Origin of the sequence: Neobacillus niacini (genome assembly GCF_023715415.1) — a bacterium.
GTDB lineage: Bacteria > Bacillota > Bacilli > Bacillales > Cytobacillaceae > Neobacillus > Neobacillus niacini_C.
The window spans coordinates 394,784-418,397 of sequence record NZ_JAMBOB010000004.1; the positions used below are offsets into that span (position 1 = coordinate 394,784).

The window sequence follows — 23,614 nt, forward strand, 5'->3', positions numbered from 1 at the left end:
GGAAAACGACTATGAAAAAACTTTTATTATCCATCATTATTATTACATTGGCGATTATTAGTGCGGCCTGTGCTGAGAAAACATCAGAGGGCAAAGAATCAACTACCGTGAAGCTTGGGATTAGCGGAACCGATACACGCATTTGGGATTTTATTGCGAAAAAAGCAGAAAAAGAGGGAATCAATATCGAAATCGTTCCATTTTCCGATTACGTTGCACCCAACACTGCACTTGCTGAAGGCGAGCTAGATGTTAATGCATTTCAAACTGTTGCCTATTTTGATGTATTTATTAAAGAACACAAATTAGACTTAGTGCCAATCGCGACTACCGTCCTTGCCCCAATGGGAATTTACTCTGAAAAATACAAAGATGTCAAAGACATTCCGGATGGAGCAAAAATTGCGCTACCGAACGATGCATCCAATCAAGGCCGTGCCTTATTACTTCTTCAAGAAGCGGGGCTCATTAAATTACCAGAAGATTTCGATGCAAATGGTGATCTAACTCAAATAAAGGATAACCCTAAAAACATTGAATTTGTCGCAGTTGTACCAGCGCAAACACCAAGAGCACTGCCAGACGTTGCCGCTTCTTTGATCAATAACGGGATTGCAAGTGATGCAGGTCTTAGCCCATTAGAAGATGCGATTTTCGTTGAAAGTGAAACGGCTACACCTTACCTGAACATTATTGCGGTCCAAGCAAAAGACAAAGACAACAAAACATATAAGAGAGTAGCAGAACTTTATCAATCAGAAGATACAGCAAAATTTATTGAAAAAGAATACAAAGGCAACCTAATCCCAACATTCGTTCCACTTAGCGATATTGGTTGGTAGATTGTAATAAAAGGAGGAGAAATGATGACAGAAACTGTTACATCCATAACCGCATTAAAAGAAACAATCATTGAAAATGTAGAAAACAATAGAGAGCTTTATCTTTCAACAAGCCATAAAATTCATGAAAACCCTGAAATCGGCAATGAGGAATTTTTTGCTTCTTCCCTTCTGACAGACATTCTTTTAAAAGAAGGCTTTGAGGTTGAAAAGGCTGTTGCCGGGCATGAAACATCCTTTGTAGCTCGGAAAAAATCAGAAAAACCAGGTCCCTCCATTGCATTCCTAGCAGAATATGACGCCCTGCCAGGTTTGGGACATGCATGCGGCCATAATATTATTGGTACTACTAGCGTGGCTGCAGCGATTGCCTTGAGTAAGGTCCTACAAGAAACAGGCGGAGAAGCAGTTGTTTTCGGTACCCCTGCAGAAGAAGGCGGGCCAAACGGCAGTGCAAAAGGTAGCTTTGTTAAACACGGACTAGTGAACGGGATTGACGCAGCACTTATGATTCACCCGAATAGTGAGACACGTCTAACTAGTTCATCCCTAGCAGTCGATCCGCTGGACTTCGAGTTTATCGGAAAGCCGGCGCATGCAGCCGCTTCCCCGCATGAAGGAATTAATGCATTAGATGCAGTCATTCAACTGTTTAATGGCATCAATGCCTTAAGGCAGCAACTTAAAGACGATGTGCGCATTCATGGAATCATCACACATGGCGGAGATGCGCCAAACATAATCCCTGAATATGCAAAAGCCAGATTTTTCATCCGTGCTGCAACAAGAGCTGGTTTAAACGAAGTTACTAAGCGGGTAAAGGCAGTCGCAGAAGGCGCGGCATTGGCCACAGGGGCAAAGCTGAACTTCATTGCCTTCCAAAATGAAGTCGATAACCTTCTATTAAATAGCAATTATGATGCAGTATTTAAGGCAGTTGTAGAAGAATTAGGTGAAACCGTGGTTGATTCTGGCGATAAAGGCATCGGCTCAACAGATGCAGGGAACATCAGCCAGGTTGTCCCAACCATTCATCCGTATATTAAAATTGGTGCCAGTGACCTAATTCCACATACTGTACCATTTAGAGAAGCAGCTGCCTCACCTAAAGGAGACCAAGCTCTAATCACGGGTGCTAAGGCTCTCGCACTAACCGCATTAAAACTGATTACAGATGCTGATACATTGGCACAAATCAAAGGAGAGTTCAACGAAAGAAAAGCAGAAGAATCCAAATAATAAGACGCCCAGCGATATAAACTTGTCGCTGGGCATTTCTATGAATTGAAATTTTTCCAAATTCCTTGGATATCTACAATTGTCCCCAAAACGTAAAAAAGACGATTCAAGGGGGACCGAATCGCCTTTTTCTGCTACATTATGCTGATGCTTTTGCTTTGTTTTTTCCAATTGTTTTGTTGATGAATGGTACTACCCAGTAGTCTAAACCAAATTTACCTGCGTTGAAGCCTGCTGTTAAAATGATAAAGCCTAAGAAAATGTCTGTTGGGTTATGTGATACAGTTCCGGCTAAGAAAAAGCTGAAGTTCATCACTAGACCAAAGAACATTGCTGCTGTTGTTAAACATCCAAGCATAAGTCCTAAGCCGATTAATGTTTCGCCCCATGGAACGATAGTATTGAAAACATCAATGTTCGGTAAGGCTAAGTTTTCTAAGAAGTTCACGTACCAGCTGTAAACCATGTTGCCATCTGGTCCTGTTACGGGTTTTGCAATTGCACCTTTTAAGAAGCCAGAAGCATCGAAGCCGCCTGTAATTTTATGAAAACCAGCTGTGAACCATGAGTAGCCTAGGTATAAACGAATAATTGTTAAAAGTGCTGCTGAGATTTTGTTTTCTCTTAGGAAATTGTTAAACATAAGTCATTCCTTCTTTCAGTATTTGTTTGTTCTTTATACTTACACTATATTAGGTTTTGAATATTAATAACATAGGTGTAGTGTTAAGTTCACAGTTTGTTTGAAATGATATGACGGAAATTTGAACAGCCGCTGGATTGAGGACAAATCCTTCTGGCTGGTTCCTGCGATTTGTCCTCAAGACCCCGGATTGAGGACAAATCCTTCTGGCTGGTTCCTGCGATTTGTCCTCAAGACCCCGGATTGAGGACAAATCCTTCTGGCCGGTTCCTGCGATTTGTCCTCAAGACCCTCGATTGAGGACTAATCCTCCTGGTGGGTCCGTGTGATTTGTCCTCAAGCCTAGGTCCAATCCCCGTATTAAAGCTAAAATTGAATTACCAAAACTAAAAAGACGATACGAGGGGGGATCTCGAATCGTCTTTTTGTTTGCATACTTTAAGCTGTTGCTTTTGCTTTATTTTTTCTAAGAGTTTTGTTGATGAATGGAACTACCCAGTAGTCTAAACCAAATTTACCTGCGTTGAAACCTGCTGTTAAGATAATGAAGCCTAAGAAAATGTCTGTTGGGTTATGAGATACAGTTCCAGCTAAGAAAAAGCTGAAGTTCATTACTAATCCAAAGAACATTGCTGCTGTTGTTAAACATCCTAGTAGAAGTCCAAGTCCGATTAATGTTTCGCCCCAAGGAACGATGAAGTTGAAAACATCGATGTTCGGTAATGCAAAGCTTTCTAAGAAGTTTACATACCAGCTGTAAACCATGCTGCCATCTGGACCTTTCACTGGATTTGCAATTGCTCCTTTTAGAAATCCTGCAGCATCGAAGCCGCCTGTAATTTTATGAAAACCAGCTGTGAACCATGAGTAGCCAAGGTATAAACGAATGATAGTTAAAAGTGCTGCAGAAAGTTTATTTTCTCTTAAAAAGTTGTTAAACATAAGTCATTCCGCCTTTCAATATTTGTTTGTTCTTTATACTTACACTATATTGGATTCCCGACGTTAATAACATAGATCTAGTGTTAAGTTCACAGTTTGTTTGAAAAGATATGACTGAATGTTGAACAAGGTAATTGCGCTCACGATTTACACTAACTTAATGCAAAAACAAAAAATAACCTGGGAGTGAAAACACTCCCAAGCTTATCTAACCACCTATTTTACATAGTAACCCTTTTTCTTCGACTACTTTTTTTAGTCCTTGCATCTTCTCATTTGTAGGCGGCTGAATACCTTTCATTCGATAGTCATAATTCAAGTAACCATATTTATTTTCACCAAGACGATGATATGGCAGGAGATGCACTTCCTTTACCCCTTTTATACTTGACGCAAATGAAGCGATACTCTTAATTTCATTTTCACCATCATTAAAAGTAGGGATAACAGGTACCCGAATAATAATCGGCACACCAAACTGGCCAATATACCTCGCATTTTCTAAAATCTTTTCATTCGACCGTCCAACAAACTCTTGATGTTTCTGGTCATCCGTATGTTTTATGTCTAATAACACCAAATCCAACCATGGCAATACTTTTTCCAATACAGTTCCACTCGTATATGCAGTGGTTTCGATTGCTGTATGCCACCCTTTTGCTTTACAGGCCTTAAGTAATTCTTCAGCGTATTCTGGTTGCGAAAGTGGCTCCCCTCCAGAAAGTGTGATACCCCCTCCGGACCGTTTATAATGAATATGATCTTTCTTAAGTTCACCCATTACTTCTTCCACAGACCTAGTGTTCCCAGAGAAGTTAAGTGCCTCACTATAACAAACATCTACACATTTTCCACACTTCGTACATTGATTATAGTCAATCTTAAAAGAAGGAACAATTTGTAACGCACCTGTTGGGCATACTTCTGTACATCGCCCACATCCAATACAGTTTCTCTCAATAAACATAATTTGCGGTTCTTTATTTTGAGATTCTGGATTACTGCACCAACGGCATCGAAGAGGGCACCCCTTTAAAAAAACAATAGAGCGAATTCCTGGACCATCATGAACAGAAAAGCGTTGAATATCAAAAACAATTCCCTTGTTAGTTTCCATTACTAGTTGCACCTGCCTCTGTAAAATAAAGGAGGAGCTTAAAATTCCTACTCCTCCTTTTACTTTTTAATGTTTAGAACGCTTGCTCAGTACGGTTAATAATATCGTCTTGGATTGTTTTATCCAATGATGTGAAGTGGGCACTATAACCAGCAACACGAACTACAAGGTTCTTATATTTTTCAGGGTTCTTTTGTGCCTTTATTAAGGTTTCACGACTTACAACATTAAACTGGACATGCATTCCCTTTTGATCGAAATATCCACGAACCAAGGCAGATAAATTCTCTAAGCCTGTTTGACCAGAAATGGCAGAAGGGTGGAACTTCTGATTAAACAATGTACCATTGGATGCAATATGGTGATCTAATTTTGCAATTGAATTCGCAGCAGCTGTTGGACCGGTTTTATCTCTTCCAGAAACTGGAGATACACCATCAGCTAATGGCTCACCTGCTTTTCTTCCATCAGGAGTTGCTCCAGTTTGCGCTCCCATCGGTACGTTTGCTGAAACTGGGTATAGCCCTGGTTGGAAGCTGCCGCCACGTGGATTGCGATACTTCTCTACTTCACGGCAATAAATTAATGCTGCCTCACGAGCAAGGGTATCAACTTCATCAATGTCATTACCAAACTTAGGTGCACGATTTTCTAAAAGTTGACGTAAGTACTCTTGATCTTTATTTGAGCCTAGATCTACCTTCACGTTAGTTGCGTTTTTAAGCATGTCTAAAGAAATATTATTACCCTCAACAATGAGCTTTTTAATCACTTCTACAAGAGTTTCTTGTGTAAGCTGGTCAAGACTAAAGTTTGGTGAAGTTTGTACTTGTCCTTGGCCAAAGTTTGTATCTAACGCATGCTTTAATTCAGCTAAAGAGACTTTCTTCTCATCAAATACAAGCTGCTTAATAGCCATTAAGGAATCACCTACGTTGGCTACACCTACACCCTGAGGACCGGTAAAGTTGTAGAGAGCTCCGCCCTCTTGAAGTGATTTACCTTTTCCAATACAGTCATCAACCATCGATGAAAGGAATGGAAGCGGAGCACGTTCACCATGTGCTAAATCAACTGAGTTATCTGCGTTAATAAGTAGACGGACGAGATATTCCATTTGCTGTTGGTAAGCAGCCAAGAATTCTTCAAAGGTAGTATAAGAAGTAAATTCTCCTGTTTTTAATCCAATTTGTTTTCCATCCATCAAACCATTATTAATAGTAATTTCAAGTACTTTTGCCATATTGAAGAACGCAGCATCATGCCAGCCTTCTGTTTTCCCACCCTTTTGTGGTTCAACACAGCCAATAATTCCGTAATCACGCGCATCACTTAATGAAACTCCACGGCTAACTAATGATGGAATGATAACTTCATCATTATAATAAGCAGGCATTCCAAGTCCGAGACGTGTAACTTCTCCAGCCTTGAACATTAACTCGTCTGGTGTCTTATTCCAATAACGAATGGAAATAGATGGCTGTGGTAATTTTGTATTAGCCGTTGCTTGCAAACATGCAAATGATAATGGGTTGACCGCATCTCTTCCATCCGCTGTTTGTCCACCGACGATAAGGTTTTGGAACATTGGATAGCCACCAAATGCTTTTGTTGAACCTTCATCACGGACTTTGTTCACATCGTTAAACTTGACCCATAAAGCATCAAGTAATTCTTGAGCTTCTTCAGCAGTTAGTGTCCCATTCGCTAAATCATTTTTATAATAAGGATACATGTATTGATCAAAGCGAAGTGGTGAAATAGAATGTCCATTGGATTCAATTTGAATCACTGCTTGTACAAACCAGAAGGATTGTAATGCCTCATAAAAGTTTTTGGAAGGATTTGCAGGGACATTTTCACAGTTATCCGCAATTTGGTATAGCTCATTTTTGCGTTTTACATCTTTTGTACGTCCGGCCAATTTTCTCGCTTCTTCTGCGAATCTTTGAGCATATGCGATAACGGCATTGGCGGTAATTAACACAGCATTTAAGAAATGATCTTTCTTAATATAATCTGGATCTGCTTTATCTGCACGTGCTTTAGCTGCTTCAACTTCTGCAATAATTCCGTTAAAACCTTTTGTTAATACTTTTTCATAATCAACACCGATATGTCCTACACCGTTGAAATAATAGTTACCAACTGTAAATACGCCTGCATCCATTGCCTCTCTAGTTTCAGGGAACATTAATTGTGTAGCCAGCTCGTTAGTTGTCTTTCCTTCCCAGTATTTAAAAACTTCACGAAGCTTTGCTTTCGTATCCTCAGAAATTAAGAAGACATCACCTTTACGTTTCTCAAGCGTTTCGAACTCTTCTACTAGCCATTTATTCGAGAACTCTGGAAACACCTGGCTTGCTCTTGGTTTAGTCGTAAGATTTCCTACGATTAGTTCATGATCTCGTATTACGATCGTCATTTTTGTTAGAATATTTTCAAGTGCTTTTGCACGACGGATAACCATTGGATAGGCTTCTGTTTCTTTATAGGATTCAGTGATGAGAACCGCTCTTTCTGCTTCAATTTCAGGAGTAACTTCGTAAAGAACATCAATTAAATTTTGAATACGTAATGATGGTTCAACTGTAACTGTTGGCATGAATAGGTTTCCCCTTTCAATATTAAAAGTTTGATAGTAGTTTGTTTGTTCTATTACTCTTTACAATTTCAACAGGTTTTTGTATCATAATGTGTGAATCACCTGTACTATGGATGAAAATATCGCCTTTTTCTTGGAGAATTCCACCTTGGATTCTCCATTTTTCTTTTAAGATGCTTTTTTATAATCTTTTCCTACTGGATCAACAGTAGTTACTGGGAAGTAAGGAGCAATTAATTTCTTATATAATCCTCCACCGAGAATCGCACCAACAATTGGTCCAAAAATCGGTACGATTAAACCGTACAGATGTGGTCCGATAACATTTGTTTCCCAACCAGATAGCATCAGGAACAAGCGTGGACCTAAATCACGTGCTGGGTTCATGGCGAATCCAGTTAATGGTCCGAAGGAAATTCCACAAATCGCTATCGTTAAACCAATCGCTACTGCCGGTAAACCACCTGCTGGAGCGGCTCCATTCTTACCATCGGTTACAGCAAAAATCACAATCATCAGTAGAGCTGTAATGGCCATCTCCACTAAAAAAGCCTCAAAGGTAGAGAGGTAGGATTTAGGAAAGGTACTAAAGATTCCTGCAGATGCCCACCCACTGTCAGTAGCACGGACAACTTCATTTGCTTTTTCAAAAATTAGAATCGCTTCTCGGTACAATCCGTAGACAACGGCTGCACCTGCAAAAGCGCCTGCTACTTGTGAACCGATATAAGGAAGGATTTTTCTTTTTTCAAATCCGCCCCATACGGCTAAACCAATGGTAACGGCTGGATTGATATGCCCTCCAGAAATCGCACCTACGACATAAATGGCAATACTAACAGCTAGACCCCAAGCAATTGATAGCTCCCAAAAGCTCATTGAAATTTCAGCGGTAACCATCGCTGCTACTGTTCCAACTCCAATAAAAATTAAAATAAATGTTCCGAAAAACTCAGCCAAACATTCGCCTAATAAAGTCTTTCTCATTTACAACTCTCCCTTAGATAGAAAGTGCTAAAGCCTTTTTTTCTTCTTTTACTATTTCGCCATAGATGTCAATATAAAGTGCGCTAATTTCCTTCTTTGTCGTAGATCTTGGGTTTGTTGCCGTACAGCGGTCGTTTAATGCAGTTTCACTCATATAATCTAGTTTTTCATCAAACTGACCTTTATCAACATTCAATTCTCTTAAACTTGTAGGAGTGTTTGTTTCGGTTAACAAAACCTTAATCGCAGCAATTAAATTGTGCACTCCCTCACTTACTGATGTAGCTGGCAGTCCTACTATTCTAGAAAGTTCTGCATATCTTCTGGCAGCAAGAGTTTCTTGGCCACTTTCTAGGTTCGCATTGTAGCGAATCACATGCGGGAGAATGATCGCATTCGCCCTTCCATGAGGAATGTGGAATGAACCTCCCAAAGCATGTGCAAGACTATGATTCAATCCTAGATAGGCATTTGTAAATGCCATACCGGCAATACAAGAGGCATTATGTAGCTTTTCTCTTGCATACAGATCATTTCCATTCTTATAGGCTGCTAATAAATAATCAAAGATTATTTTTACTGCTTTTTCCGATAGGGCATCACTGTAATCAGAAGCCTCCGTTGATACATATGCTTCGATTGCATGTGTTAATGCGTCAATGGCAGTATCCGCCGTTATTTGTGGCGGGACTGTTTTCACAAACATCGGATCAATAATTGCTACATCCGGCAGCAACTGATCATCTACCAATGGAATTTTTTTGTCACCCAGGGTGATGACAGCGAAAGTAGTAACTTCAGATCCAGTTCCACTTGTCGTTGGAATGGCAACGAACAGCGGTCTTTCATATTCAGACTCACCATTCAGCCTGAGGATTTTTTCGTAAAACCATAGGATACTTTTTGCTGCATCTATAGTCGATCCCCCACCCAGAGCAATCAAAATATCCGGTTTCACTTTTAGCATTTGTTTGACTCCATCAGCTACTACATCAATCGATGGATCAGGCTTTATGTTTGAAAAGAGATTACAATCAGGAACAGAATTCTTCAAGATAGCAAGAAGCTGATCAGAAAACCCTACTTCAAGCATAAAAGGATCTGTAATAACCAAAGCCCTTTCTTTATCTACCGTTGTTAAATATTCCAAAGCTCCCGTGTTAAAATAAACCTCTGGTTTAACCTTAAAACGTTCCATAACTGCCCTCCTTCTTTAGAGATATCAATATCAACTTCACCATCTTACTTGCCTTCCATTTGAATTTCATCGATAATCCCGACAATCGCCATATCAGCTGCAAGTTTTGCTTCTTCATAAAGAGAGTCTCCCCAGTCTACAAGGACGATGTCTCCCATACCGGCACCAACTCTATCAACCGCTACTAATGCATTTTCTTCTGAGAATTGCTGATTTTCATTAATAGATTTTATGACTAGTAGTTTTGAGCCCACTAGCTTTTCTGCCTTTTGGGTGGCGACAACCTTGCCAATTACCTTTGCAATAAACATAAAATCCGACTCCCTTTACTCTATTTCGGGGATTATCCCATTAACTGGTGAAGCAGGTTTCTGATGATATCCTCTACATCTGTCTGTGAAACCTCAACAGCTTGTGTTGATTGTGGGGTGCTTTTAAGATCTTCCAGTTCCTTCACTCCATAAGCAACTCTTCGAATATTAATGAGGTTTAATGGGCCAACATTATCCGAAGTTGAACTGCCGCCTACAGCTCCACATCCAAGCGTTAAGGCTGGAACTAAGTTTGTCGTACCGCCAATTCCACCTAGTGCACCTGGTGTGTTGACCAACAGTCTTGATACTGGTTTTTTAAGTGCAAATTCTTTAATTATTTCCTCATTAGTAGAATGCATGATTAGTGTATGACCTTTACCCTCGTTAAAGAGTAATTCAATACATCTCTCACATGCTTTCTCCCAATTCTCCTCGCAGTAAAATGCTAAGATTGGGGCCAGCTTCTCACGTGAATAAGGATTTTTAATTGAAACGGTATTTTGTTCAGATATTAGCACTTTTGTACCTTTTGGAATGGTTAGGTCTGCTAAGCTTGCAATCACCTCAACACTTTTTCCAACAATCTGAGGATTCATGGTTCCGTTTGCACGTAGCAGCCATTTTCCGAGGTTCTCTGATTCTTCTTTTGATAGGAAATAGGCTCCTTGTTTTACTAGTTCAGCTACCACTTGCGCTTCGATTTCCTTTTCAACGACAATCGATTGTTCAGATGCACAAATGACACCATTATCGAAGGTCTTACTGTCCAAAATTCTTTTAACGGCTAGAGGTATATCAGCTGACTTTTCAATAAAAGCTGGACCATTTCCAGGACCTACACCAATGGCAGGTGTTCCTGAACTATAGGCAGCTCTTACCATCGCTTCACCGCCGGTAGCTAGAATCAACGCAACATCCTTATGCTTCATTAATTCGTTTGTCGCTTGAAGAGTTGGTGTCTGGATACAGCCAATCAATCCATCCGGTGCTCCTGCTTGTAAGGCAGCGGTAGTGAGAACGTGTACGGTTTCCACAATGCAATGCTTTGCTGATGGGTGCGGCGAGAAAATAATCGCATTGCCTGACTTTAGTGCAATTAATGCTTTATAGATGGTCGTGGATGTAGGGTTTGTGGAAGGTATTAACCCTGCAACAATACCAACAGGAACACCTACTTCCATTACTTTATTTTCCAGGTTATTTTGAATGATGCCAACGGTCTTTAAGTCTTTTATATACTCATAGACTACGGAACTGGCAAACTGATTTTTTAATACTTTGTCCTGCCATTTTCCAAAGCCTGTTTCCTCATGTGCCAATTTTGCCAGTCTTTCGGCCTCCTGTTGGGCTGCTTCAGACATTTTTAAAACAATTCGATCGATTTCCTCTTGGGAAAATTGGCTGAAAAGATGTTGTGCAGTTTTTGCTTTGGCAACAAGATTCCTAGTTTCCTGAATTGATACTAAATCTTTATCCCAGATTTCCATTCCTTTACCTCCTACTTGCACATGGAGCAACTTATTCCTTTGCAATTTCTAGCTTCATTTGTTTGCTGCTAATAAAATCTCTAGCTAATGGTGTAACAATGGTGGAAGGTTTTATTTGTATCACACCATGATGTTCGTATTTTCGTATATCCCCTACGGTTAATATGGAGGAATCTACTTTTACCATGTCACTACTTGATGTTGATTGATCATTTTTTATTACTGGAACATGTGCTTCGAATACGTTTGTTTTAGTTAAAGAACCATAACCATAATTTATCTTATTTTGGAGAGCAGATTTAAACTCTTCTAATGGTATAAATTTCACCCCAAAGTATTCTAACTGTGTTTCATAGCCTTTAAGCATATCGTTGTAGGCCTGATTATAGGCTAGCCCTTTCACTCGATTAATCGGATGATTTGCGTCAAAGCTATCCTTTACAGCCCACACTTCCTTAGTCATCATCAAAGCTCTTGCAATTCCAGTTGTCACTAGATTGTCTGCAATCCCTAGGGCTGCCTTAGTAAGTGTGTTACGTGTCATCACGGGAATTAAAATAAAGTCTGCCTCTTCCAATGACTTTTCTAGTTCAGAAAAGGAATTAATCACATTTCCATTAAGAGCCTTAATCGCATCAGTAGAAATGGACATTTTCCCACTTTCCGAAATGACAAGGTCATAATTCTTATGGTCAAAATCAGCCAATACTTTTAATAAAATTTCTGTATTAACAGATCCTCCGCTAAGAAAAATGGTCACTCTCATATTCCACTCAGGAAGTAGGTTTTGCAGCATGTTCCTGACAAGTTCTTCTATATTCATTTTTCAACCCTCCCCTTATTTTGCATACATCGCAATTCCTAAGGGAGTCACAAGTAATGGATTATAAGGTTTTGTTGTGTAAATAGAAGTATACTTTTGAAAAACTTCTTCAATTCCATCGAGACAGGCTGTCCCACCCACCAAGTAGATTTGCATGACATCTTTAATAATATTTCTCTTTGTAATCTCAGCCATTTTTTCAATAACAGGACGAACAATTGGAAACACCAATCGATAATTTTCTGGTTGTTGCTTGAATTTTTCTGCTTCATCATAATCAACTTGCAGGCTACCAGAAAGGACCAGTGTTAAATGCGTACCTCCAGTGGGTTCATCTACAGAATAAAGAATCTCACCATTCTTTAAAACGGATATCCCTGTTGTTCCACCGCCCATATCCACAACAGCACCATCTGTGATATTTAATACCCTGGCCGCTGCGACAGGCTCTTCGACAACATTAGTAACCCTAAATCCTGCAGCTTCTACAACGTTCGTAATTACTTTAATATTCCCCTTTAAAATCCCTGGGGGAATGGCTGTAGCAGCCTCTTCAAGTTTGATTCCCAAGCGCTGTTCGAGTTTAAGCTTTAACCTGCTGACAATCTTCACGGCCCCGATAAAATCAACAACAATCCCATCTCTAACAACTTTTGCTGATTCCATCGCCCCGGTTACTGGTTGATCGTTTTTATCTAAAACGACTATGACAATATTGGAGGTACCTAAATCTACACCCACTTTTAGCCCTGCTTTCAAATCGAATGCAGGATCTATTTTTTCAGTGAGTATTTTGGTCTCCAAATCCTTGATCAATCCATCTACTGACTGTTGCATCTCTTTCACCTACTCCGACCTATTATCCGAACCAAATCCTTATTCTTCATTTCCGTTGCATTTGCCTCGTCTGTATCAATGTGTAATTCCAAGGTAGAGTCTTCTGTGATCCGGACTAAAACATGGTGGAGAATCGCCTTTTTCTCTCCAACAGTCTCTACATCCACTAAATCACCATCCGTGACACCAAAACGCTCTGCATCACGTGGGGACATGTGAATATGTCTTTTTGCACAGATGACCTTTTCTTTAAAGACCGTCATACCTTTTGGTCCGATAACACATAGATTGGATGAAGCATCGATATCCCCAGATACTCGAATAGGCGGTTTAATTCCTAAATGGAAGGAGTCTGTTCTTGAAATTTCAATTTGACTGTAGCTCCGAACTGGTCCAAGGACACGAACATTTGGAAAGCATCCTTTTGGCCCGGCAATACAAACTGTTTCTCGGGCAGCATATTGACGCGTTTGGCTTAAAGGTGACTTAAAAGTTAGTTCATAGCCTGTTCCAAAGAGAATTTCAAGGTCTTCTTGACTAAGATGAATATGCCTATTCGAAACACCAACAGGTATGCTCAGGCTTCTGTCTTTTATACTCATCTTTTTGTTTAGTTCCGAAGCAAATTCTTTGATAAGTGTTTCGTCTAGCTTCATCATTCCAATCATCCTAACACTACTTTTTGTTCTTTATAATGGAGGCATTGTGTTCTCGGCTGCCCTTTTTCTCGTTCACAAGCTGGATCATTACAAAGATTACAGCTCGCTTCTTCTGTTCTATGCTCTGAAGAATCTGAAGAATTCATAGAACCACTATCCTGTTCCAGGGAACCCTCTTCAATCACTTGTATTACAGCCTCAGTGGAATGAACCACAGTTTGCTCAACCAATTCAGGTTCATTCGTATATGGTTTTTCCTCACTAACAGCTTTTTTCTTGCTCTGTTTTTCCACCATTTGATGGAAATAATTGAGTGCTGGAGCTGGTCTTGGAATCACTAATGAGGAAACAACTGTGCCAATTCTAGCAGCACTAACCTTCCCAGCAGCAATTGCAGCTTGTACGGCACCAATATCTCCCTGTATTTTCACTGTGACTAAGCCTGGAGTGACCGTTTCATATCCAACAAATTGGACATTCGCAGCTTTTAAACAGGCATCTGCAGCTTCAAGTGCTGGAACCAGTCCGATTACTTCTATTAACCCTAGAGCTTTTTGTTCCATAAATAACACTCCTACTGTACCTTCTTCCAATCATCTCTATAGGAAAGTAAAACCAAAGAGCTAAAATTGAACTTTAGGCGTTTTTATAATAATGGCACCTTCGTCCTTTAGCTCAAGTGGCTATTGATACCTGGATGGATTAAAGGTTTGGTGTTGTTACAGGTTGCGGATCTTGTCCCATTGACCGTAAGATGCCTAAGCCAACTTCTCTTGCGGATAGTAGGGATTGTCTCACCGCACCAGAATCTCCAGTGATTGTGACAATAATTTCATTTGAATGGGCTGTGCCCTTATCTGGACTTGCATACGTTACAATATCTACATTAGCGGTTTTAAGTGCTGTATCGGCCATTACCAATCCTACAGCTGCAGGTGCACCGACAATAATTCCAAACGATTTTCCTACAGGAGCACCAAATGCTTTTTCAATTGCTAAGCTTGCTCTCGCAGTATAGTGAAGCTCGATATGTCCAGCATCACAGCCATACACATCACCAAACGTACGCTCAATTTCTTTTAAAGTGACTTCTACTGCTCTTCTAGCATCCGAAACATCCTCAGCAGCAAAGATAATGGTTGCTCCATGGCCTGCTCCACCTTTTGTATCTCTTGCCAATTCAATTGATACAATTTCAGAATTGGTTGCTTTAACAGCTTCATCCGCTGCCATAATATGAGGGCCGCCACCGGTTCTCGCACTTATGATTCCGATTGACCGATATTTTGGATCTAATCCAACACTTTCATGGAGATTTCTATCTAGATTAGCGATTACCAATCCAACTGTATCGCCAATACCTGAGCCGACGTATTCCGTAATTGTAGGGATTTCAACTGTCATGGTTCCAACCTTCTTTCCTTGTTCTAATAGATGACCATCATTTGTGCTTTTTTCATTAGAAAGGCTTACATCATTAGCTGAATGTAATTGCCTTTGAGCTTCTTCCAGCACCTTTTGTAACAAATATTGATCCATCTTCTTACCTCACTGTTTGCATTTCAGAAGCAAACTTCGGTAAAATTCTTTCAACATCCATATGTGGTCTTGGAATAACATGAACAGAAACAACCTCACCCACACGTTTTGCAGAAGCTACACCTGCATCAGTAGATGCTTTAACTGCTCCAACATCCCCGCGAACCATCACAGTAACAAGGCCGGAGCCGATTTTTTCATAACCAATTAGCTCTACATTTGCCGCCTTTACCATTGAATCTGCTGCTTCAACTGCTGCTACTAATCCTTTAGTCTCAATCATTCCTAATGCTTCTTGTCCCACAAGAAAACACCTCCAAAAAATTTGTTGTAAACCTAGTTCAAATGTTACTCTTCATTTGCTTGTTTGCATTTGACTATTATGACTTGAACTATGAAAATAATAACTTTCAAGTTTATACATTTTTGACATTCCCACAAGAAATTACATGAAAAGTTAAACACTATTAATACGTTTATTTTTCAAATCTATTAACTTTTAATGACAATTCAGGTATAGAGATACCCGTTCATTAAAGTGTCATCATTTAGACGATTTGACTGTGATAAAATTTAGTTAGTTTCATTTACATACTGCTTTTTGATCTTGTTTCCCTCACATTCTTTTCTATTAGGGGGTTTATATGAATTTAGAAGAAAATTTTCGGCTAATCGATTTAATCGATACTCAGACCTTAAAAAAGGCGCAGGCAAAACTAGCAAAGATTGTTAATATTCCTGTTATTACAGTTGATTGTGATGGTAATCCAATTGGTCAAAATAATTTCACTCCCTTCTGCAGTCTAATCCGCTCTTCAAAGAAAGGTGCGGAACAATGTGTTTCTTGTGATTCCCAAGCTGGAAAACTAGCTGTAAAATACCGACAAGCTAGAATTTATGATTGTCACTTAGGATTGAAGGATTGCGTCTCACCCATATTTGTAAATGATATCTTCTTAGGGGCTGTATTAGGCGGACAGGTATTGATAGAGGGTGAACAAACTAGAGATAGCATTAATGTGGAAAAGGTTGCGCATGAGTTTGATATTCCTGTAGATGCATTACAAGAAGTCATTGATCAAATTCCACTCGTATCACAGGAATTTTTAGAGAATTGCTTTGACTTTTATAATTTTCTAGCAAGCTATTTTGCCCAAATGGGAATGCACAGGTTAACACAAGAGAAATATCTGCGGGAAAGCAGGGATAAACTCCGTCTTGAACAAAAGGCAAAGAAAATGGAACTAAAAACGATTCAGGCACAGATTAACCCCCATTTTCTATTCAATACCTTAAATTCCATTGCCCGTATGGCGTTAATCGAAGACGCCCCGCAAACAGAAGAGCTTATCTACAATCTGTCAGATTTATTACGATATAGCCTAAAGAATATTGAGGACTTTCCTAAAATAAGAGATGAAATGAATAATATTGAAAGGTATCTTTTTATTCAAACATTACGATTTAGTGATCGGATTACATATAATATTTCAATTAGCGAAGCCTTATTAGACTATAGAATCCCATCCATGACTTTACAGCCGTTGGTTGAAAATTGCTTGGTCCACGGCCTTGAGACAAAAAAGGATGGAGGGAAGGTTGAAATAAGCGGAACGATCAATGATCAAAATGAAGTAGTTCTAAAAATTGAAGATAATGGAGTAGGGATTACAGCAGAATTACTAGAAAGACTCAATCAATTAGAGAACAATGGCTCTGCGGGTATCGGAATTATCAATACTCAAGAAAGAATCAGACACTTCTTCGGCTCAAGGTACGGGTTGCATTTTGAGAGTATCCCTAACGCCGGAACAAGTGTAACAGTCCTTATTCCATGTATTAAAGACTATCCGAAATAAGGGAGATATGAAATGATTAAACTATTGATTGTTGAAGATGAACCCTTGGAAAGAGTAGCTTTAAGAAAAATTATTCAACGAGATTTTAATAACATTGAAATTATAGAGGACGCAAAAAATGGTATAGAAGCGATAGAGAAGGCAAAGGCCCATCGTCCAGATGTGATATTAATGGATATTAGAATGCCTGAAACAACTGGTATCGAAGCACAAAAGAAGATTATTCAATTCCTGCCAACTGTGAAGACGATTATTGTCACGGCATATGGTGACTTCAGCTATGCACAAGAAGCCATTAAATACGGTGTAACCGATTACTTGCTAAAACCAGCTAAACCTGCGGATATAAAAAAGGCAATTGAAAAGGCGATTTCATTGAACATAAAGGTAGTTCCGACAAGCACAACACCTATTTTTGATAGTAATTCAACCCAACAACTCCTAATGGAGGCAATAGGTTACATCGAGAAGAACTATAAGAGTGAAATTCGGCTAACAGAAGTTGCCAAAATGGTTCATTTAAATCCACAATATTTTAGCAGGCTTTTTAAAAAGGAATTAGGTACTACATTTACGGAATACGTAACAAAGATACGTATTGATAAAGCAAAAGCTCTATTGACAGAAACAAATCTGCCAATCTATCGGATTGCAGTTGAATTAGGTTTCTCGGACGCCGCTTACTTTAGTAAGGTGTTTTTAAAGTATGAAAAAGAATCTCCCCATGAATATAAAAAACATCACGAACATAATGGTACCAACCTTTCTATTCACCATTAACAACTGGCAGAGTTACATAGTAAAGTGTAAGGCGATTCGCGAATGGCGGACCGTCTTTTTGTTGACCTTTTTATAAGATTGAATTTACACGTAGTAAGACAAAAGTTCGAATGATTTCCTTAAAAAGAACATATAGAGAAACAGGGCCATAGTCCATTGTGTTAAGGAAAGGCAGGAGAGGAAATGAACGTTTTAGAAGTGAAGAACTTACAAAAATCATTTGGATCCATTAAGGCGGTACAGGACATTAGCTTCTCGGTAGGAGCAGGAGAAGTGTTCACCATCATTGGGCCAAACGGAGCTGGAAAGACAACCACACTAGAAATGATTGAGGGGTTGGTTACACCCGACCAGGGAGAAATCCATTTCGGAGACATGAATTGGGGCAATCATGCCGTAGCCATTAAGATGAAGATTGGTGTACAGCCCCAAGCTAGTGCGATGTTTGACCTGTTAACACCTGAAGAAAATCTAGACCTTTTCGCCACTTTTTACGAAAAGGCACGTCCTACTGAAGAAATTCTTGAACTCATCAATTTAACCGAACATCGTAAAAATCAGGTAAAAAAACTATCGGGCGGGCAGCGCCAAAGGCTAGCGATTGGACTGGCGATGATTAGTGATCCCGATATTATTTTCCTTGATGAACCGACTACAGGTCTAGACCCCCAGGCACGCCGTCATATATGGGACATTATCCTCGAACTAAAGAAGTTAGGTAAAACGACTATTTTAACGACGCATTATATGGAAGAAGCCGAAAAGCTAAGCGATCGGGTATGTATCGTGGACCAAGGGAATATCGTGACAATTGATACACCTTCCGCTCTCATTGAAAAACTAACCAAAGAAAGAGAAGTTCGCTTATCCTTCCTAGATGGTGAAAGCGCGGCCACTGAGACAGCTATTTTCGCTGACAATCTTAACTCGGTTTCTCGTACAGAGCGTGAAGGTGAGGTTTTAAAGCTTTGGACAATTAGGCCTGAAGATACACTATTAGATTTGTTTAAGTTTACGAAGGAAAAGGAATATCAGGTCGAGCAGGTCTCCATTCGTGAAATGAGTCTCGAGGATGTCTTCATTGCTTTTACGGGTAAGGAATGGAGGGATTAACATGAATAACTTTAATCAGTTCAAAAAAATGTTCTCTGCACAATTAAAATTAACCCTTCGTGAAAAACAAGCTTGGTTTTGGGGCATCTTCTTCCCTGTTATCTTGATGGTCATCTTTATGGTGATTTTCAGTGGAAGTTCCGATGACGAATTTAAATCTGAAATCGCGGTTGTAGCGGACAATCCAAATCCGACCTCAGAAATGCTGTTAGCACAAATCAATCAGCTACCCATCCTGGATGTGAAAAGTGGTGAACCGGTTAGCCGAGAAACGGCAGACCAATGGGTAAAAGATCAAGAAGTCGATGCCGCGATTGTTTTACCTGAATCCGCTGAAGATACGTCTTTCGTTCTTGTCGTTAACAAGGAAGATGAACAAGGGGTAACCACGCAAGCACTATCGGCGATTCTCGATAAAATGGTTCAGCAGGCAAACCTAGCCGCTGTCAGGGCAGCACCTACCTTTGATATTCAATTTGAATCTGTTACCTCTGGCAGTAACGAATTAAACTATACAGACTTCCTATTAACAGGGATGATTGCTTTGTCCATTGCTCAGGGCGGGATGTTTGGAATGGTGGATATGGTAGAAATGCGCCGTAAAGGCTTAATCAAGAGACTGCGGATGACGCCAGCAAAAATGGGTATTTTCGGTTTAAGTGATATGGTCATGAGGCTGCTATTTAGCGTTGTCCAAATTCTTCTTTTATCGTTAATCGGGGTTTTCATCTTTGGGGCAAATCTCTTTATTAATTTTCCGAGCCTTATTATTGTCTTTTTAATAGGGGCGCTTTCCTTTAATGCTTTAGGTTACCTTATCTCTTCCTTTAGCCAGACACAAAATGCTTATATGGGAGTGGCAAACATTGTCAGCTTTGTCATGATGTTTCTAAGCGGCGTGTTCTTTCCTATTGAAACGATGCCCGATTGGCTGCAGCCGATATCCAATATTCTTCCGCTTACCTATTTTGCGGAGGGATTGAGAGACAGTATGGTGTATGAAACAGGTCTCTTTACTGGCACACTCTGGTTTGGAATTGGAGTATTGATCCTTTGGGGAGCTGCAACCTTTATACTTGGTTCTTGGTTGTATAAACGAAAGTCCATTGTTGCTGCTAGATAAGAAAAAGGAAGGGAACTCCCCTCCTTTTTTGAAAAAAATCATGAAAATCCTACGACTGCAAACAAAATCGCCAAGCCAAATAACAAGATTAAAAGTATATATCCGAGGATACTCAGAATCGTAATAATCCAGCCTGCCACTTTTCGGCCAGTCTTAATGAAATAGATTCCTAAAGAAATCGCACCAAAAACGAAACCTAGAATCCCCCATAGAATAGGACTTTTACCATGCTTTTTAGAATCGATAACTAAATAAATGGTGATGATGATATTTAAAGCCAGCCCAAAGAAACTTTCCAAAACTCCCTCTCCCTACTATGTCTAAATGTTTGTTGCTTAACAAAATTATACCAGAAAATTCAAATAGTAAAAAAGCATGTTCTTGGAAGACTACTGCCTACCAAAAACATGCTTTATTTTTTATCCGACTTGCTCTACTCGATCATGTTTTTGTTTTCCCCGTTTATGATATCCCTTACCATAATAGAAAGCTGTTAAGATTCCAAGCCAAAGCGGCCCAACGATTAAAGCAATCCTTGTATCTGGGAAAAACGCCATTAACCCTACAACTAGAAGTAAGAATGCTAATGAAAAATAAGATGTGAATGGGAATAACGGCATCTTATATTTTAAAGCTTTTACGTTAGCTGGAGTTAAACTCTTACGATACTTAATCTGTGATAATAGAATCATCGACCACGTCCAAATCGCACCAAACGTTGAAATAGCAGTTACCCATGTAAATACTTTAGCTGGTACTAAATAGTTCAGAACAACGCCCACTAACAGTGCACCCGCTGTTACGAAAACGGCTTTACTAGGAACACCATTCTTGTTTAATTTACCAAGGCCCTTTGGTGCCTCATCATTTTCAGCTAAGTTGAATAACATACGTGCTGTACTAAAAATACCGCCGTTACACGATGAAAGCGCAGCGGTTAAGACAACAAAGTTAATGATCCCAGCTGCAGCAGGGATTCCAAGCTTATCAAAGGTCAAAACAAACGGACTGCCTTGCGCTCCGATTTCGGTCCAAGGATAAATCGACATAATTACAAACAAGGCACCAACATAGAAAATAAGAATTCGCCAGAAAACAGAATCAATCGCTTTAGATAACGTTTTTTCCGGATTCTTTACTTCCCCGGCAGTAATACCAATCATCTCAATACCTAAGAATGCAAACATAACCATTTGTAAGGACATTAATACACCAGTGATTCCATTTGGAAGGATTCCACCATTCTCCCAAAGATTGCTGATTCCAGTAGCAATACCGCCATTACCAATCCCTAATACAATCATTCCAAGACCACTTACAATCATGAATACAATCGTAATAATCTTAATTAGCGCAAACCAAAATTCAAGTTCACCATATGCTTTTACATTAAGGAAATTGACAGATGCCATGATGACAAGTGCAGCTAATGCCCAAATCCAGCGTGGTACTTCTGGGAACCAATACTCCATGTAGATTCCTGCTGCCGTAATCTCAGCCATACAGGTAACAACCCATAGGAACCAATAATTCCACCCTGTTAAGAAACCAGGCAAGGAACCTAAATAGTCCCGGGCATATTGACTGAAGGATCCGGCAACTGGTTTTTGAATCGCCATCTCACCAAGCGCTCTCATAATAAAGAACATAATCATTCCAGCAAATGCATATCCCAGAATAATTCCAGGTCCCGCAAGCTTAATCGCAGTTGCTGACCCTAGAAACAAACCTACCCCAATGGCTGCTCCTAAAGACATGAGTGTAATATGTCTTTCTTCTAAACCTCGTTGTAATTGATTTGGATTTTTCTGCATAGTCTACCCCCAATTTTTAGTTTAAATCTCCTATTTCCCTTTTTCAGTAAAAAAGATACAATATTATTCGAATAAAAACTACTGTTTATATTTAAATAATATCCCCCTATTCTTTTTCTAAATGATAGCGTTTTCAAGTGCCTATACAATACAAAAAGTTAAAACTTTGTGAAATTAATATAACATATCTGTGAACATTTTATATTGTAGAATAAAGACAAATCTATTAAAAGAATATTGTTATAAATGACAAATACGTTACATTGTGCACAATCTCAATCAAGAGGTGGTTTATAGATGAAAAATGATCCGTTTCGCGCAAGTTTTGATAGTTTAGAAGAATTCGCAGATATGGTAAGTGAAGTCTTACATTGTCCAATAACGATAGAAGATGCGAACCATCGTCTCCTTGCCTATAGTACCCATGATGACCGAACCGACCCAGCACGGATTGCCACAATCATCGGCCGCCGGGTACCGGAAAAGGTTATCAATTCCTTATGGAAAGAAGGGGTCATTCCTTCATTATTAAACAGCACTGAACCTGTACGGGTTAAGACTGTGGATGAGATAGGGCTAGGAAATAGAGTTGCGGTCTCCATTTGGAAAAATGATGAAGTACTCGGCTTCATTTGGGCATTAGAGATTGAAAAAACATTAGGCGAAGAAGAAATGGACTGTTTAAAGCGGGCAGCGGACGCAACTAAAAATAAACTAATCCAACTACAAAACCGAAAAAATAAAAAGGAAGAACAATTTCAAGAGTTTTTCTGGCAACTGTTAACAAGTCATCTTTCTTCCAATGAAGAAATAATAAATAAGTTTCATGCGTTGCAAATTTCGCCTCCTACATTATTTGGTGTTGCCGTTTTTCACTTTTCAAAGGAAGTAGGAAGAGATGATGAAAAGCATATCGCTTATCTGTTAAAAACAATTCAACTACCAAAGATTTTACTGCACACCATTGACCATCAACAATTAATCTTGTTAATTTCTTTTGATGGAATCCAGCAGCCCGTAAATAAACTAAATGCATTTTGTGAACTGTTTGTCGCCAAAATGAAAGAACGATTTGGAATTAAATCCATCGTCCAGAGCCATAGCAGTGTTAAATGCGATTTAAGAAAAGTGGAAAAAGCGTACAAAGAAGCAGGTACTGTACTAGCAGTAAAGAGAAAATTCCCTAGTGAAGCAATAAATATCCATGGCTACCAAAGTTTAGGAATATATAAGTATATTGATATATTGATAGAAAAGTCAGGTACAGACCAGAACGAAAACTACTCTCTGAAAAGTCTTCAAGAATATGATAAAAAAAACAACACCGATCTCGTCGAAACATTAGAAGTTTTTTTAAACAAAGACAGTAATGTCCACGAAGCAGCAAATCAATTAAATGTACATACAAACACACTAAATTACCGGCTCAAACGTATATCCGAAATTGGTGAAATTAATCTAAAAGATCCAAACCAAAAAATAACCCTCTACCTAGACCTTAAACTTGAAAAGTTCAAATAATAGTGGTGCCTGTCACCGCGGGCGGTGACAGGCACCATCTGTTTGAAAAAATAAACAAAACAAATTTATTTGTTGTCCCTGCTATTTTTCCTTTTATATCAAGGAATTTGTGTACGTTTTGTGTAAATCCACAAATAGGATCAAATTATTTCTGCATTCTAAACAAAGAAAA

The 23,614-nt window shown here is 39.3% G+C and carries 23 protein-coding genes; 7 read left to right on the plus strand and 16 right to left on the minus strand.

Features of this window, described 5'->3' with window-relative positions:
- Positions 1-11 precede the first annotated feature (11 nt).
- Both M3189_RS11190 and M3189_RS11195 read left to right on the plus strand, forming a co-directional pair.
- Entirely contained in the window at positions 12-842 is an 831-nt protein-coding gene (locus tag M3189_RS11190) for a MetQ/NlpA family ABC transporter substrate-binding protein (RefSeq protein WP_251634147.1), read from the plus strand.
- A 24-nt stretch (positions 843-866) separates the two neighbouring features.
- Positions 867-2,081 carry a M20 family metallopeptidase gene (locus M3189_RS11195; protein WP_251634148.1) on the plus strand — a complete coding sequence of 405 codons (1,215 nt, stop codon included), beginning with the start codon at positions 867-869 and terminating at the stop codon, positions 2,079-2,081.
- Between the two features lie 139 nt (positions 2,082-2,220).
- Here the strand turns inward: M3189_RS11195 and M3189_RS11200 are convergent, their stop codons facing one another.
- The 14 genes from M3189_RS11200 to M3189_RS11265 form a co-directional block, all read right to left on the minus strand.
- Positions 2,221-2,724, minus strand: a complete 504-nt coding sequence (locus M3189_RS11200; protein WP_251634149.1) for a DoxX family membrane protein — start codon at positions 2,722-2,724, stop codon at positions 2,221-2,223.
- Between the two features lie 438 nt (positions 2,725-3,162).
- On the minus strand, positions 3,163-3,666 hold the full coding sequence (locus M3189_RS11205; RefSeq protein ID WP_251634150.1) for a DoxX family membrane protein: 504 nt from the start codon (positions 3,664-3,666) through the stop codon (positions 3,163-3,165).
- A 208-nt stretch (positions 3,667-3,874) separates the two neighbouring features.
- Positions 3,875-4,783, minus strand: coding sequence for a glycyl-radical enzyme activating protein (locus tag M3189_RS11210; RefSeq protein WP_251634151.1), 909 nt, complete (start codon positions 4,781-4,783; stop codon positions 3,875-3,877).
- 73 nt (positions 4,784-4,856) lie between these two features.
- A complete protein-coding gene (locus M3189_RS11215) occupies positions 4,857-7,388 on the minus strand; it encodes a glycyl radical protein (protein WP_251634152.1) in 2,532 nt (843 codons plus the stop codon).
- Positions 7,389-7,556: 168 nt separating this feature from the next.
- Entirely contained in the window at positions 7,557-8,375 is an 819-nt protein-coding gene (locus M3189_RS11220) for an MIP/aquaporin family protein (RefSeq protein ID WP_251634153.1), read from the minus strand.
- A 13-nt stretch (positions 8,376-8,388) separates the two neighbouring features.
- Positions 8,389-9,573, minus strand: a complete 1,185-nt coding sequence (locus M3189_RS11225) for a 1-propanol dehydrogenase PduQ (RefSeq protein WP_251634154.1) — start codon at positions 9,571-9,573, stop codon at positions 8,389-8,391.
- 44 nt (positions 9,574-9,617) lie between these two features.
- On the minus strand, positions 9,618-9,884 hold the full coding sequence (locus M3189_RS11230) for a EutN/CcmL family microcompartment protein (RefSeq protein WP_251634155.1): 267 nt from the start codon (positions 9,882-9,884) through the stop codon (positions 9,618-9,620).
- 32 nt (positions 9,885-9,916) lie between these two features.
- Positions 9,917-11,374, minus strand: coding sequence for an acetaldehyde dehydrogenase (acetylating) (locus tag M3189_RS11235; protein WP_251634156.1), 1,458 nt, complete (start codon positions 11,372-11,374; stop codon positions 9,917-9,919).
- Positions 11,375-11,405: 31 nt separating this feature from the next.
- Positions 11,406-12,197 (minus strand): flavoprotein, encoded by a 792-nt coding sequence (locus M3189_RS11240; RefSeq protein WP_251634157.1) that lies wholly within the window; start codon positions 12,195-12,197, stop codon positions 11,406-11,408.
- A 15-nt stretch (positions 12,198-12,212) separates the two neighbouring features.
- Entirely contained in the window at positions 12,213-13,034 is an 822-nt protein-coding gene (gene eutJ / locus M3189_RS11245; RefSeq protein ID WP_251634158.1) for an ethanolamine utilization protein EutJ, read from the minus strand.
- A gap of 5 nt (positions 13,035-13,039) precedes the next feature.
- Positions 13,040-13,693, minus strand: a complete 654-nt coding sequence (locus M3189_RS11250; protein ID WP_435368080.1) for a phosphate propanoyltransferase — start codon at positions 13,691-13,693, stop codon at positions 13,040-13,042.
- Between the two features lie 5 nt (positions 13,694-13,698).
- Positions 13,699-14,256 (minus strand): BMC domain-containing protein, encoded by a 558-nt coding sequence (locus M3189_RS27320; protein WP_285889563.1) that lies wholly within the window; start codon positions 14,254-14,256, stop codon positions 13,699-13,701.
- A 139-nt stretch (positions 14,257-14,395) separates the two neighbouring features.
- Positions 14,396-15,232 (minus strand): propanediol utilization microcompartment protein PduB, encoded by an 837-nt coding sequence (gene pduB / locus M3189_RS11260; protein ID WP_251634160.1) that lies wholly within the window; start codon positions 15,230-15,232, stop codon positions 14,396-14,398.
- Between the two features lie 4 nt (positions 15,233-15,236).
- On the minus strand, positions 15,237-15,515 hold the full coding sequence (locus M3189_RS11265) for a BMC domain-containing protein (RefSeq protein ID WP_251634277.1): 279 nt from the start codon (positions 15,513-15,515) through the stop codon (positions 15,237-15,239).
- Positions 15,516-15,876: 361 nt separating this feature from the next.
- On the opposite strand from M3189_RS11265, the gene M3189_RS11270 reads away from it, so the two are divergent.
- The 4 genes from M3189_RS11270 to M3189_RS11285 all read left to right on the plus strand — a co-directional run bounded on the left by M3189_RS11270 (position 15,877) and on the right by M3189_RS11285 (position 20,107).
- A complete protein-coding gene (locus M3189_RS11270; RefSeq protein WP_251634161.1) occupies positions 15,877-17,091 on the plus strand; it encodes a sensor histidine kinase in 1,215 nt (404 codons plus the stop codon).
- Positions 17,092-17,103: 12 nt separating this feature from the next.
- A complete protein-coding gene (locus M3189_RS11275; protein WP_251634162.1) occupies positions 17,104-17,871 on the plus strand; it encodes a response regulator transcription factor in 768 nt (255 codons plus the stop codon).
- 198 nt (positions 17,872-18,069) lie between these two features.
- Positions 18,070-18,984, plus strand: coding sequence for an ABC transporter ATP-binding protein (locus M3189_RS11280; protein WP_251634163.1), 915 nt, complete (start codon positions 18,070-18,072; stop codon positions 18,982-18,984).
- 1 nt (position 18,985) lies between these two features.
- On the plus strand, positions 18,986-20,107 hold the full coding sequence (locus tag M3189_RS11285; RefSeq protein ID WP_251634164.1) for an ABC transporter permease: 1,122 nt from the start codon (positions 18,986-18,988) through the stop codon (positions 20,105-20,107).
- A gap of 38 nt (positions 20,108-20,145) precedes the next feature.
- On the opposite strand, the gene M3189_RS11290 is transcribed toward M3189_RS11285, so the two are convergent.
- Both M3189_RS11290 and M3189_RS11295 read right to left on the minus strand, forming a co-directional pair.
- Entirely contained in the window at positions 20,146-20,406 is a 261-nt protein-coding gene (locus M3189_RS11290; protein ID WP_251634165.1) for a hypothetical protein, read from the minus strand.
- Positions 20,407-20,526: 120 nt separating this feature from the next.
- Positions 20,527-21,921 carry an amino acid permease gene (locus tag M3189_RS11295; protein ID WP_251634166.1) on the minus strand — a complete coding sequence of 465 codons (1,395 nt, stop codon included), beginning with the start codon at positions 21,919-21,921 and terminating at the stop codon, positions 20,527-20,529.
- A gap of 297 nt (positions 21,922-22,218) precedes the next feature.
- Between M3189_RS11295 and M3189_RS11300 the strand changes: the two genes are divergently transcribed.
- On the plus strand, positions 22,219-23,442 hold the full coding sequence (locus M3189_RS11300; RefSeq protein ID WP_251634167.1) for a PucR family transcriptional regulator: 1,224 nt from the start codon (positions 22,219-22,221) through the stop codon (positions 23,440-23,442).
- Positions 23,443-23,614: the final 172 nt, after the last annotated feature.